The 12,978-nt window shown below is 65.8% G+C and carries 12 protein-coding genes; 3 read left to right on the top strand and 9 right to left on the bottom strand.

Annotated elements, in window-relative coordinates:
- Window positions 1-73: 73 nt before the first annotated feature.
- On the bottom strand, window positions 74-1,570 hold the full coding sequence (locus tag FJ424_RS30055; RefSeq protein WP_140659720.1) for a CoA-acylating methylmalonate-semialdehyde dehydrogenase: 1,497 nt from the start codon (window positions 1,568-1,570) through the stop codon (window positions 74-76).
- 158 nt (window positions 1,571-1,728) lie between these two features.
- Between FJ424_RS30055 and FJ424_RS30060 the strand changes: the two genes are divergently transcribed.
- On the top strand, window positions 1,729-2,610 hold the full coding sequence (locus FJ424_RS30060; protein WP_140659721.1) for a LysR family transcriptional regulator: 882 nt from the start codon (window positions 1,729-1,731) through the stop codon (window positions 2,608-2,610).
- Here the strand turns inward: FJ424_RS30060 and FJ424_RS30065 are convergent.
- Window positions 2,607-3,182, bottom strand: a complete 576-nt coding sequence (locus FJ424_RS30065; protein WP_140659722.1) for a hypothetical protein — start codon at window positions 3,180-3,182, stop codon at window positions 2,607-2,609. The two genes, FJ424_RS30060 and FJ424_RS30065, sit on opposite strands and share 4 nt — an antisense overlap.
- 152 nt (window positions 3,183-3,334) lie before the next feature.
- On the opposite strand from FJ424_RS30065, the gene FJ424_RS30070 reads away from it, so the two are divergent.
- Together FJ424_RS30070 and FJ424_RS30075 are read left to right on the top strand one after the other, a co-directional pair.
- Window positions 3,335-3,775: a hypothetical protein gene (locus tag FJ424_RS30070; RefSeq protein ID WP_140659723.1), complete on the top strand. Its 441-nt coding sequence runs from the start codon at window positions 3,335-3,337 to the stop codon at window positions 3,773-3,775.
- Window positions 3,772-5,931 carry a phosphatidylserine/phosphatidylglycerophosphate/cardiolipin synthase family protein gene (locus FJ424_RS30075; protein WP_140659724.1) on the top strand — a complete coding sequence of 720 codons (2,160 nt, stop codon included), beginning with the start codon at window positions 3,772-3,774 and terminating at the stop codon, window positions 5,929-5,931. The genes FJ424_RS30070 and FJ424_RS30075 overlap by 4 nt, the downstream gene beginning before the upstream one ends.
- A 46-nt stretch (window positions 5,932-5,977) precedes the next feature.
- Here FJ424_RS30075 and FJ424_RS30080 read toward each other — a convergent pair whose 3' ends face one another.
- The 7 genes from FJ424_RS30080 to FJ424_RS30110 all read right to left on the bottom strand — a co-directional run bounded on the left by FJ424_RS30080 (window position 5,978) and on the right by FJ424_RS30110 (window position 12,977).
- Window positions 5,978-7,240 carry a D-amino acid dehydrogenase gene (locus tag FJ424_RS30080; protein ID WP_140659725.1) on the bottom strand — a complete coding sequence of 421 codons (1,263 nt, stop codon included), beginning with the start codon at window positions 7,238-7,240 and terminating at the stop codon, window positions 5,978-5,980.
- A 21-nt stretch (window positions 7,241-7,261) separates the two neighbouring features.
- Window positions 7,262-7,798, bottom strand: coding sequence for a nucleoside-diphosphate kinase (locus FJ424_RS30085; protein ID WP_140659726.1), 537 nt, complete (start codon window positions 7,796-7,798; stop codon window positions 7,262-7,264).
- Window positions 7,795-8,202: a nucleoside diphosphate kinase regulator gene (rnk, locus tag FJ424_RS30090; RefSeq protein WP_246674343.1), complete on the bottom strand. Its 408-nt coding sequence runs from the start codon at window positions 8,200-8,202 to the stop codon at window positions 7,795-7,797. Before rnk ends, FJ424_RS30085 begins: the two co-directional genes overlap by 4 nt.
- A gap of 272 nt (window positions 8,203-8,474) precedes the next feature.
- Window positions 8,475-9,626, bottom strand: a complete 1,152-nt coding sequence (gene alr / locus FJ424_RS30095; RefSeq protein WP_140659728.1) for an alanine racemase — start codon at window positions 9,624-9,626, stop codon at window positions 8,475-8,477.
- A gap of 73 nt (window positions 9,627-9,699) precedes the next feature.
- On the bottom strand, window positions 9,700-10,215 hold the full coding sequence (locus FJ424_RS30100; RefSeq protein ID WP_140659729.1) for an RNA pyrophosphohydrolase: 516 nt from the start codon (window positions 10,213-10,215) through the stop codon (window positions 9,700-9,702).
- A gap of 52 nt (window positions 10,216-10,267) precedes the next feature.
- Complete coding sequence (locus tag FJ424_RS30105; protein ID WP_140659730.1) at window positions 10,268-11,461, bottom strand: divergent polysaccharide deacetylase family protein; 1,194 nt, start codon at window positions 11,459-11,461, stop codon at window positions 10,268-10,270.
- A gap of 184 nt (window positions 11,462-11,645) precedes the next feature.
- Window positions 11,646-12,977: a S41 family peptidase gene (locus FJ424_RS30110; protein WP_181166921.1), complete on the bottom strand. Its 1,332-nt coding sequence runs from the start codon at window positions 12,975-12,977 to the stop codon at window positions 11,646-11,648.
- Window position 12,978: the final 1 nt, after the last annotated feature.

Here is a 12,978-nt window from a genome sequence, read left to right on the forward strand (position 1 = left end):
ACCGACCAGAGCTTCTCCGCCTTCGTCCATCTCGCCGCCGCCATCATAAGCTCCAGATGAATATCAACAGGCCTTAGTTCATCGTCGGAATGACGAATTCCGCACCGTCCTTGATCCCGGACGGCCAGCGCGACGTGACCGTCTTGGTCTTGGTGTAGAAGCGGAACGCGTCCGGACCGTGCTGGTTGAGGTCGCCGAAGGACGATGCCTTCCAGCCGCCGAAGGTGTAATAGGCGATCGGAACCGGGATCGGCACGTTGACGCCGACCATGCCAACCTGAACGCGGCTGGCGAAGTCGCGCGCGGCATCGCCGTCGCGGGTGAAGATGGCGACGCCGTTGCCCATCTCGTGGTCGTTGGCGAGCTTGATGGCATCCTCGTAGCGCGGCGCGCGCACCACCGACAGCACCGGCCCGAAGATTTCTTCCTTGTAGATGCGCATGTCGGCCGTCACGTTGTCGAACAGGCAGCCGCCCATATAGTATCCGTTCTCATAGCCCTGCATCTTGAAGCCGCGGCCGTCGACGACGAGCTTGGCGCCCTCCTTGACGCCGATATCGACATAGCCCTTCACGCGCTCCAGCGCCTGTGCCGTCACCAGCGGGCCAAAATCGGCCGCCGAATCGGTCGACGGACCGACCTTCAGGCTTTCCACGCGCGGCACCAGCTTCTCCATCAGCCGGTTGGCGGTGTCGTTGCCGACAGGCACCGCCACCGAGATCGCCATGCAGCGCTCGCCGGCCGAGCCGTAGCCGGCGCCGATCAGCGCATCGACCGTCTGGTCCATGTCGGCGTCGGGCATGATGATCATGTGGTTCTTGGCGCCGCCGAAGCACTGCACGCGCTTGCCGGCCGCGGTGCCGCGCGAATAGATGTAGTGCGCGATCGGTGTCGAGCCGACAAAGCCGATCGCCTTGATGTCCGGATCGTCGAGGATGGCGTCGACCACTTCCTTGTCGCCGTTGACGACGTTGAGGATGCCGGCCGGCAGGCCGGCCTCGATGAACAGTTCGGCGATACGGATCGGCACGCCCGGATCGCGCTCCGACGGCTTCAGGATGAAGGCGTTGCCGCAGGCGATGGCCGGCGCGATCTTCCACAGCGGGATCATGGCCGGGAAGTTGAACGGCGTGATGCCGGCGACGACGCCGAGCGGCTGGCGCATCGAATAGACGTCGATGCCGGGACCGGCGCCGTCGGTGAACTCGCCCTTCATCATGTGCGGGGCGCCGATGCAGACCTCCACCACTTCGAGGCCGCGCTGGATATCGCCGCGCGCGTCGGCGATCGTCTTGCCGTGCTCGCGCGCCAGTATGTCGGCCAATTCGTCATAGTCGCGGGCGACCAGCTCGAGGAATTTCATCAGCACGCGCACGCGGCGCTGCGGGTTGGTGGCGGCCCATTTCGGCTGCGCCGCCTTGGCGTTCTCGACCGCGGCGCGCAGTTCCGCCTGCGAGGCAAGCGCCACCGTGCCGCGCACGGTGCCGTCCATCGGCTGCATCACATCCTGCTTGCGGCCGCTGGTGCCGGCGACACGCTTGCCGCCGATGAAATGACCGTATTCGATCATGCCTTCTCTCCCTTGTTTGGTGATGATGCATTGTCCGCCTTTGCGGCGGCGATGGCAACGCGAGCCAAAACGCAACCGTTGTGCGGAAAATAGACAACGACAATGGAGTGTGCATTAATTGTCGCAAATGACAGGTGCGCTGTCGTCGGGGATTTCCTATGAACTGGGATGACGTCCGCATCTTCCTTGCAGTCGCCCGCGCCGGCCAGATCCTCGGTGCGGCGAAACGCCTTGAGCTCAACCACGCCACCGTCTCGCGCCGCATCGCCGCGCTTGAAGAGGCGCTTCGCACAAAACTCTTCCGCCGCCTGACCACCGGCAGCGAGCTGACGCCGGCCGGCGAGCGCTTCCTCGACATAGCCGAGCGCATGGAAGGCGACATGATCGCCGCGCGCTCGACGATTGCCGGCGAGGGCGACGATGTTTCGGGAACCGTGCGCATCGGCGCGCCCGATGGATTTGGCGTCGCCTTCCTGGCCAAGCGGCTGGGCGAACTGACCGCGCTGCATCGTGAGCTCACCATCCAGCTGGTGCCGGTGCCGCGCTCCTTCTCGCTGTCCAGGCGCGAGGCCGATATCGCGATCACCGTCGAGCGGCCGACCGAAGGCCGGCTGGTGGCGGGCAAGCTGGTCGACTATACGCTGGGCCTCTTCGCCTCCCGCGCCTATGCCGAGGCCAACGGCCTGCCGAAAGTGCCGGCCGAACTCGGCCGGCACACGCTGATCGGCTATGTGCCGGACCTCATCGTCAGCCCGTCGCTCGACTATGCCGCCGAGTTCAGCCCCGAATGGCGCACCAGCTTCGCCATCTCCTCGGCGCTCGGCCAGGCCGAGGCGGTGCGCTCCGGCGCCGGCATCGGCATCCTGCACACTTTCGTCGCCCGTTCGATGCCGGAGCTTGTGTCCGTCGACATCGTCGCGCCCATCCGCCGCGCCTACTGGCTGGTCTATCATGAATCGGTGAGGCCGCTGCGCCGCGTCCAGCTCGTCGCCAATTTCATCACCAAAGTGGTGGAACGCGAGCGCGGTCTTTTTGTCTAATCCGCGTCGAGCACGAACGAACTCACCACTTTCCCAGCTTCGTCCGCAAGCGGCGCCCATTTGCGCGCAGCCTCGTCGGCGCTGTCGCCCGTGACCCCGCAATCGACGAAGCCGTAATGCGAGCTGCGCAGCGTCAGCGCGATGCGGGAATGGCCATAGAAGCTGACATTGTCGTCGGCGTAGTGGAAATCCATGTCGGCGACCCGCACCGGATAGCCGTCCGGAAAATGCGCCAGCCGGTCCTGGCTGAAGCCGGCCGACTGATAAGCGACGCCGATCATGGTCTGCCAGTTTTCCGCCGACCAGTCCTTCTCGATGAATGCCCTGGGATCGGGCGGATTGTCCAGGGCGGTCGGGTCGTAGAGATTTTGCGACACCCTGCAGGTTAGGCCTTCTTCGCCGGATTTGACCTTGAGCCGCATGGTATTGCCAAAGGTGGTTTCGCTCGTCCATTCCTCGGGATAGGTCAGCGAAAAGCCGTGCTCCTTGTCGTGAACGGTCTTGTCCGCGGCAAACGCCACCGGGGTGCAGGTCAGATATGAGGCCGCCGCCGCAACAAGAAAAACACGCATCCCAAAGTCCCCTCGCCGCGGCCGATCCTATCACAGCCAGTTGGTCGTTGCCGCCTTGCCTCCGCCACAAATTCAGCGACTGTGGCACCAGCGCGCCTGGCCATGTCATGACCGGGCGCAAGGGGGACAATCTTCGGAACGCCGGCGGAGAAATGCGAGCCGTACTTGCCATTTTGCCGCTGATCTTTCTGTCGGACTGCGCCAACCCCTGGACCAACGTTCCGGAAGCGGAGCTGCCGAAGCCGATCCGCTACGTCATGGCGCGCCCCTCGCCTTTCGTCATCGGCAATTATTGCGGCCCGGGCACGCGCACCGGCGATCTGTCGGCAAAGCCGGTCGACCGTCTCGACGCCGCCTGCCAGGTCCACGACGCCTGCTACATTGCCCGGCACAATCATTGCGACTGCGACGGCGCGCTCGTCGCCTCCGCGAGGAATATCCGCGACGACCGGACGGCGCCGCGCAAAATGCGAAACGAGGCAGAATTGCTGATCGCCACCTTCGCGTTTCCGGTCTGCAGGATCTTTCCGCAAGGCTTCCTGCCGCCGCGCGATCCGGCCCAGCTCAAGGCCATGAATGGGGCGACTGGATGAGGCTCGGGTCGGCCATAACCAGGGCGTTGCTTGGACTGGCGCTGGCAGCGCTTGCCAGTTGCGCCGGCATGCCTGGGCATTCGGCCTGCGCCTTCTTTCCGGGCGACGGCGCCTGCGGCCGCCTGCCGGTCTCGGCGGACAGCAGCGGCGCCGAGATAGCCGGAGCCCACTACTTCGCAGGCGACGGCAACAGCGCCTATGACAAGCAGTTCCAGGCGCTGCTCGCCCAAAGCCGCCTCGATGCGCTCGACCGCGCCAATGGCACCGGCCGTTTCGGCCGCGACTGGCGAGATGTCCAAAACAGTGGCTTCCACACGACCTATCCGACGCTGCAACGGCTCGCCAAACCGCTCGACGACACCGAGTTGGCGCCGACGCGAGGCAAGCCGGGCGAAGGCCGGTTCACCGGCCGTTGGCGCATGTCGCGCCAGACGCTCTATCTCGATGCCGCCGCGCGGCCCTCGGCGCCCAAGACCTTCAGCTTCTCTGGCCTGCAGGCGCGCTCGGTCGAGATCGTGCTGCGCCAGGCGGGGCACCTGCAAGTCGACATCGGCGGCACCTGCAACGGCCCGCTCGCGATCCGCGCGTCGGGGCGATCCATCACCGTCGCAGCGGCCTCTCCATTCCATCTAAGCCTGCCCGTCGCCGAAACCTCCGTCAGCCTGTTTCCGGACCAGGCGCTGACCCGCTGCGATCTACGCGTCGGCTCCACCCTGGCGCCGGCCGGCGCGCCGCTGACCTTGCTGCGCGAGGAGACCGCCGATCCCTGGATCGCGGGGCTCGACAGCCGCTACGACCGCTGCCCGGTGCCCGACCCGGCGGGGATGGAGGAACTCGACCGCGTCTTTTATGCCAGCCGCTGGCTGTCGCAGACCTGCGCGCTGGCGCTGGGGTCGCCGATGCTGCTGCGCAAATCGCGCGACGGCTTCAACGCCAAGGTCGAGGCCCTGCTCGGCCGGACGCTGCCCGACAGCGCCATCGACAAGGCCGACCCCGAACTGCCGCTCGATTTCTCAAGCGCGCCGAAACTCCGGCTGATCTATCTGTCGTCGCTGGAGTTCAAGGCGGATTTCTCCGGCCGCATCATGGAGCGGCTGATCCGCCATCACGCAGCACTTGGAACCAAGGTGCGCATCCTGGTGACCGACGTGCTGGAGCGTGAGAAGGACGACGCGCTGCTGCACCGGCTGGCGGCTGAGTTCCCCAACGTCCAATTACAGGAATATCGCTGGCAGGCGGACCACGGCGCGCCGTTCGACGAGCAGATCTCGCAGCTGCACAAGGTTCACCATATCAAGATGCTGGCGACGCTGGCCGAAGAGCCCGGTCGCTCGCGCGTCATCATCGGCGGGCGCAACATCCATGACGGCTTCCTGTTCCACAAGCCCGTCGACCTGACCCGCTATCCGGACCTGGAGCAATACGGCAAGACCGACGGCTTCTCGCTGAATTACTATTCCAACTGGAGCGACTTCGACATCGAGATCGCCGACCCGGCGACCGTCGAGACGCTGGCCGCGCATCTGTCGACAATCTGGCTGCGCGACGCCGACACCAACCTGTCGCGGCCGTTTTCCATTCCGGTTCCCGGTGGAAGCCCGCGCGGCGTGGCGCGGCATTTCATTTCCGTTCCCTACGAGGACGGGCACGCGCTGGAGGCCTATTTCGTCGAACTAATCGACACCGCCGAGCATCGCATCGAGATCGTCAATCCCTATCTCAACCTGACGCCGGATATCGCCCGGGCCTTCGACCGGGCGCTGGCCAGGGGCGTGAAGATCGACGTCGTCGGCCGTATCGACCTCAAGGGCGACATCGGCGGGCGATTCCTCACCGCGCTCAACAAGCTGTTCGTCGAGAAATATGGCGACCGCATCGACATCCGCGAGTTCAAGGCGTCGGATGTCGTGCTGCATTCCAAGATCATGATGATCGACGAAAGGCTGGTCGCCATCTCCTCGGTCAACCTCAACAACCGCAGCTTCTTCCATGACTCGGAAAACGGCATGGTCGTGCTCGATCCGGCTTTCTACCGCCGCATGAAGCCGGTCTATGAAGACTACCTCGCCCATTCGCGCCCGGTCGCCACCAATGTCACCATCGGCTGGGCCTACCGGCTGCTGTTCAGCGACACCTGGGTCAGGGAAGCGTTTTGAACACCACCACTCGACAGGGCCGGCATCATCTGAATATCGGCGCGCCTTAGATGGGCTTCAGATACCGCTCCGGGCTGAGGTCGCGCGCGTTGATCTCAGGCACCCGGTTCGACATGATGTCGGCAAGCACCTTGGCCGAGCCGCAGGCCATGGTCCAGCCGAGCGTGCCGTGCCCGGTGTTGAGATAGAGGTTGGCGACCTCGCTTTGCCCGATCAAGGGCGGTCCGTCCGGCGTCATCGGTCGCAAGCCGCACCAGAAGCTCGCCGCCTTGAGGTCGCCACCGCCGGGAAAGAGATCGCCGACCGAGTGTTCGAGCGTGCGGCGGCGCGATTCCTGCAGGCGAAGATCATAGCCCGAAATCTCCGCCGTGCCGCCGACGCGGATGCGGTCGCCGAGCCTGGTGATCGCCACCTTGTAGGTCTCGTCCATGACGGTCGACACCGGTGCTGCCTCGGCATTGCTGATCGGCACGGTGATCGAATAGCCCTTGACCGGATAGACCGGAATTGGGCGCCCCAGCGAGCGCATGAACTGCGCCGAATAGCTGCCCATCGCCATCACGAAGGCGTCCGCGGATCTCCATCCGCGATCGGTCAGCACATTGGTGAGGCGATTGCGGTTCCTGACGATGCGCCGGATGGTCGAGCCGTATTCGAAGGTCACGCCGCGCGCTACGCAGAGTTCCGCGAGCTTGTCGGTGAACATCTTGCAGTCGCCGGTCTCGTCGCCCGGAAGCCTGAGGCCCCCGACGAACTTCTCGCGCACCGCCGCAAGGGCCGGCTCGGCCGCGACACAGCCGTCGCGGTCGAGGATCTCGTAAGGCACATCATATTTCTTGAGCACCTCGACGTCGCCGCCGGTGCCGTCGAGCTGCTTCTGCTTGCGGAAGAGCTGCAGCGTGCCTTTGCTCCGTTCGTCGTAAGTGATGCCCGTCGCCTCGCGCAGCGCCTTCAGCGTGTCGCGGCTGTATTCGGCAAGCGGCACCATGCGCGACTTGTTGAGCGCGTAGCGCTCGGCCGTGCAGTTGCGCAGCATCTTGAGGAGCCACGTCCACATATTCGGGTCGAAGGCCGGCCGCACGACAAGCGGTCCGTATTTCATCAACAGCCATTTGACGGCTTTGACCGGGATGCCGGGCCCGGCCCAGGGCGAGGCATAGCCCGGCGATACTTCGCCGGCATTGGCGAAGCTGGTTTCGAGCGCCGGCCCCGGCTGGCGATCGTAGACGGTCACTTCATGACCGGCCTCGGCGAGGAAGAAGGCAGTGGTGACCCCGATCACGCCGCCGCCCAGCACGATGACTTTCATTCTATGCTCCCTCAAAGCCGATCATGCCGCGGAAGGGCCCGGATCGTCCCCTTCTGTCTGCCGGATTTTGCCGCGCCCGCCAAGGGGCCAGTCACCGGCGGATGCGCTGTGGACCAGCCTGAGGCCGTGGTGAGGTCGCTCGGCGGCGCGATCCCGCGCCGCTCGCCGCGCGGCCTCCGGCTGATAGGCCACATCCTCGAGAAGGACCTCCTCGGCAGGGCCGTCGGGCCGCTCGGCCAGCGCCGATTGGCCCGCTTTCATGCCAAGCAGGCAAAGGCCGCGCCACGTGGCGACCGGCAGGCTGGAGCCGACGGGAGCTGATGCTTCGGCCTGCACCAGCGTCCGCGTTTGCGATGGACCGCCGCCGACACGGAAAGTCACCCGGCTGTTGAGCGTGGCAAGGTCGGGCTCGACGGTTCCCGTCGCAATGACGCGGCTTTCGGCGAGCTTGCGTTCGAGCATCGGCGCGATCGGATCGGCAGACGCGCGGCGGCGCATCAGCATCGCCTCGATCACCGCGAAGTCCTTGGCCGTCAGGCGGTAGACGGTCCTGGTCATGCCGTCCTCCGCGTCTGTTCGACGGCGTCGATCGTAGCCGATAGTACCCGACTGTCGCGGCTGCGCCAGGAGACCCTGCGGCCGGCGCGCGCGCCGATCAGCGCCGTTCCAAGCGGCGTCAGCACCGATATGCGTCTTTCGGCGATGTCGGCCTCCGCCGGATAGACCAGCGTCACCGTCTGAAGGCTTCCTTCCGGATCCTGAAGTGTCACCGTCGAGCCCATCCGCACCACGTCGGCGGGCATTGCCGCCTCGGTGGCGACCCGGGCGCGGTCCATCTCGGCAAGCAGGTCCTCGGCCATATCGGGCGTACGGTTGAGAAAGGCCCTGGCGAGACTGCTCAGCCGCTCGTGATCCGCCGCGCTGACAAGGATGGTGGAACGCGATTGCGTTGCTGTGGGCATGGCATACCTCATATGCTGGCGCATCGGCGAAGCGAATGCGCGCAAGCCGCCACGTCGAGGGCGGCGAACAAAGCCGGACCGCAAAGGCCACCGGCTCGATGAAATTGTCTGGAATTCAAACGCCCCTGTTCACGCGGCCGCCGGCATTGGCGGCCACGCCGGGGCTACGCTCCCGCGATGGGGCAAACCCTGAAGCAGGTTTTGGTATAAGCGAGATTGCTCATGCGCAGAACCTTGCCGAGAAGTCCCGGCTTGTCAAGCAAGCCCCCGCTTCAGGAACCAATGTAACGGCGGTAAAAGCGTGCACCCAGGCTGGTCAATATCTCGTAGCCGATGGTGCCGGCGTGGCCGGCCGCGTCGTCGACGCTTTGCGAGGGACCGATGAGCTCGACGAGCTCACCTTCCCTGAGCCGGCCGGCCGGAAGCGCCGAAATGTCGAGGACGATCGAGTCCATCGACACGCGCCCGATGAACGGCAACCGCACGCCCTCGAACCAGGCGGCCGAAGCGGCGCGCCGGTGCCAGCCGTCGCCATAGCCCAGCGAAATGGTCGCCAGCCTGAGCGGCCCCTCGGCTTGATGGGTGTGGCCATAGCCGATGCCCGCGCCCGCGCCGACCTGCCGCGTCTGCGCCACCTTGGCTTGCAGCCCTATCACCGGCAGCATCGGGTTGGGTGCGTTGGGTGTGGGGTTGACGCCGTAGAGCGCGGCTCCCGGACGGGCAAGGTCGTAGTGGTAGGCCGGTCCGAGAAAGATGCCGGACGAGTTGGCCAGGGAGGCGGGCGCCGCGGGCAGCATCTTGCGCAGCAATTCGAATTCGCGTCGCTGCTTCTCGTTCGCCGCCTGTTGCGGCTCGTCGGCGCGGGCGAGATGGCTCATCACGAAACGGATGTCGACGCCGTCGAAAGCGCCGGCCTCGCCCACGACCGCCTCGATTTCCGCCGGCGCCATGCCGAGCCGGGCCATGCCGCTGTCGACCTGGATCGCGGCGGCAAGGCTTTGGCCCATGCCTCGCGCGATCTCGCGCCAGGCCTTCAGTTGCATGGCGCTGTTGATGACCGGCCAAAGCCGAGCCGCCGCGGCTTCCGGTGCAGAACCCGGAGGCAGCCCGTTCAGCACGAAGATGTCGGGCCCGGGCCCGATCGCCTTGCGCAGCGCGATACCCTCGCCGAGCAGCGCGACGAAAAAGATGTCGCAGCCCTCCTTCGCCAGCGCCGATGCCACTTGCGCGGCGCCAAGCCCGTAGCCGTCGGCCTTGAGCACGCCGGCGCAGCGAACGCCGTCGAGTCGCACCTTTAGCCGGCGGTAGTTTTCCCGGATGGCCCCGAGGTCGATCGTCAGGATCGCGCCGGCGGCCGCCTCGCTCACCGTCGAACCGCTGCTTGCATCATGTGCCGGAAACCCGCGTCCGGTGTCGTCGTTCATGGCGACCCCCGCTCATTGCATCGGCAATCAATACGGCCGCAGCGCCGGCGCGACAACCGGGGCGGATGACCGCTCAGCGGACGAGATGCTGGAATGCTGCGACGACCTGCTCGTAGACCTTGCGCTTGAACGGCACGATCAGCTCCGGCAGATCCCGCATCGGCCGCCAGGCCCATTCGTCGAATTCGGCGGTGTGGCCGCCGGGCGGCGGATTGATCTCGATCTCGCTTTCGTCGCCCTCGAAGCGATAGGCGAACCATTTCTGCGTCTGGCCGCGATAGCGGCCCTTGAAGGCGACGCCGACCAGATGCTCCGGCAGGTCGTAATTGATCCAGCGCGGCGCCTCGGCCAGCAGCGACACGCTGCGCATGCCGGTTTCCTCATAGAGCTCGCGGCCCGCGGCCTCGATCGGCTCTTCGCCCTTGTCGATGCCGCCTTGCGGCATCTGCCAGAGTTGCGTCGTGCCGGCGAACTCGCTGTCCGGTTCGGCGATGCGGTGCCCGACCCAGACCAGGCCTGCTCCGTTGAGGATCATCAGTCCGACGCACGGACGGTAAGGCAGCGTTTCAGGATCGATCTTCTTGGCCATGGGTCAGCGTTCCAGCCGTCTTTGAGAATTGACTTCGGCGAGGCGGGTAGGGTTAGCCTTTTTGCGGATCGATCGCCACCGCCGAGATCGGCACGATCTCGATGCCGCGCTTCTTCGCTTCGGCAATCCAGGACGTCACCGTGTCGACGGTGATATCGAAGGCCGAACCGATGCCGACGGCGGAGCCCTTGGCCCGCGCCGTGGCTTCCAGGCTGTCCAGCTTCTTGAGGATTTCGCCGCGGTCCTGCACGGCATCGATCGCCATGTCGCCGGCGACGAACGGCACGCCGTCCTTGAGCGCAAGGTCAGGCGCAACGCTGCGGGCGGACGATCCGTCGTCGATATAGGCGAGCCCCCGCTTGCCGAGCTCGGCCATGAACGGTTCCATCGCCGAGGCGTCGGTCGAGAAGCGCGCGCCCATATAGTTCATGACCCCGGTATAGTTGGTCGTGCGCGACAGCGCCCAGTGCAGGCTCTTCAGGTTCTCGTCCGGGCTGGCCGACACCGTCAGCGTGTTGCGGCCGGGATTGACGTTCGGATAGTCGAACGGCTCGAGCGGCACCTGCATGACGATCTCATGCCCGCTCTGCTTTGCCGCCTGCATCCAGCGGCCGATGCTGTTGCCTTGCGGCGCGAAAGCCAGCGTCACTTCTGCCGGCAGCTTGGCGATCGCGGCTTGCGTGCCGGTCTGCGAGACGGCGAGTCCGCCGATGACGATCGCCACCCGTGCCCCGCGCGCGCCCGACCAAGGCCGCGCATAGACGTCGAAAGGCCGCCTGCCGTCGGCGGAGCGCATCGGCAGCGGACCGGTGTCGCTGGCCTCGATCAGCGCCCTGTCCGGGATATGGGCGACCTTGAGGTTCTGGCCGAGCGTCGACGGATCGCGAATCACGATCGCCGCCTTCGGCGGCCCGTCGCCCTCCTCGGTCTGGACATGGATGATCTGCGGGCCGCCGCTCTTCATCGGCGTGCTGGCTTGTGGCGTCGTCGCGGCTACCGGAGCCGGCGCGGGCGCCGCTGCCGCCGCAGGGGCAGGCGCAGCGGTGACCTTCGGCGTCGAAACAGCCACTTCTTCCGGCTTGCGGAACGGCTTTTCACGCAGCGCTATAGCGCCGGAAACGCCGATCACGCCAAGCACGGCCAGCACAGCGACGAGCGTGCCGGAGCCGATGCCGCGCGAGGCCTTGCGCTGAGGCCGGAGCGTCTGTCCGAGCGGGCGTTCGATGTCCTTGCCGATCTCAGCCAAGTCGTATTTCCCCGGAAGCCCGCCAGGGTCACTTTTTCGTGACATCTCGCGTAAACTTCGCAATCGCTGGCGCGATACCCCAGACGCGTGGCGCCCCAACCGCGGTCCCCGAATCAAACTGCCGGAACCTCGCGGCCCCGGCAGCATTGCATTGCTTCGCGTAACCGGCCAGAGCCGGACCGCATTACTGGTTCAGCACGGCCTTGTCCGGGTTCGGTGGGAACGACGGATCGGTCTTTTCGCCGCGCAGAAGCTGCTCGGCATAGATCAGCTGCAGGTCGTCCTTCGGATCCGGCGGCACATAGGCAGCCGAGCCCGAACCGGTGGAGCTCTCGTCGGCGCCCTTGATGTGGCCCTTGAGATCGGATTCGCCGCGGGTCAGGTCGCGGCCCTGCAGATCCGGCGGCAGCGGCTGGTCGACCTTGATGTCGGGCGTGATGCCCTTGCCCTGGATCGACTTGCCCGACGGCGTGTAATAGAGCGCCGTGGTGAGCCGCAGCGCGCCATTCTCGCCGAGCGGGATGATGGTCTGCACCGAGCCCTTGCCGAAGGACTGGGTGCCGACCACCGTGACGCGGCGCAGGTCCTGCAGCGCGCCGGCGACGATTTCCGAGGCGCTCGCCGAGCCGCCATTGACCAGCACGATCATCGGCTTGCCGTTGATGTCGTCGACCTGCTTCGGCTTGGCGTCGAAGCGGGTGACGTCCTTCGGATCGCGGCCGCGGGTCGACACGATCTCGCCGCGCTTGAGGAAGGCATCCGACACGCTGACCGCCTGGTCGAGCAGACCGCCCGGATTGAGGCGCAGGTCGAGCACATAGCCCTTCAGCTTGTCGTTCGGCACCTGCTTCTTGATGTTCTCGATGGCGTTCTCGAGATCGTCATAGGTCTTCTCGGTGAAGGAGGTGATCTTCATGTAGCCGATGTCGTTCTCGACCCGGTACTTCACCGCCTTGACCTTGATGACGTCGCGCACCACCGTGATTTCGATCGGCTTGTCGGCGCCCTGGCGCAGGATGGTGAGCTTGATCGGCGTGTTGACCGGTCCGCGCATCTTCTCGACCGCGTCGTTGAGCGTGAGGCCGCGCACCTCTTCGCCGTCGATCTTGGCGATGTAGTCGCCCGACAGCACACCCGCCTTGGCGGCCGGCGTGTCGTCGATCGGCGTGATGACCTTGACGAGGTCGTTCTCCATGGTGACCTCGATGCCGAGGCCGCCGAACTCACCCTTGGTCTGCACGCGCATGTCCTGCGCCTGCTCGGCGTTCATGTAGGAGGAGTGCGGGTCGAGCGAGGCCAGCATGCCGTTGATGGCGTTCTCGACGAGCGACTTGTCGTCCGGCGGCGTCACGTAATTGGCGCGCACGCGCTCGAAGATGTCGCCGAAGATGGCCAGCTGCTTGTAGGTTTCCGAACCCGCAGCGTTCGCCGCCGAACCCGGTGCGCCGTAGACCAGGCTCATTGCCGATGCGCCCATCAGCGCGCCGGCAAACAGAAGCGACAGTTTCCGCATCATT

Source organism: Mesorhizobium sp. B3-1-8, assembly GCF_006439495.1.
Taxonomy (GTDB): domain Bacteria; phylum Pseudomonadota; class Alphaproteobacteria; order Rhizobiales; family Rhizobiaceae; genus Mesorhizobium.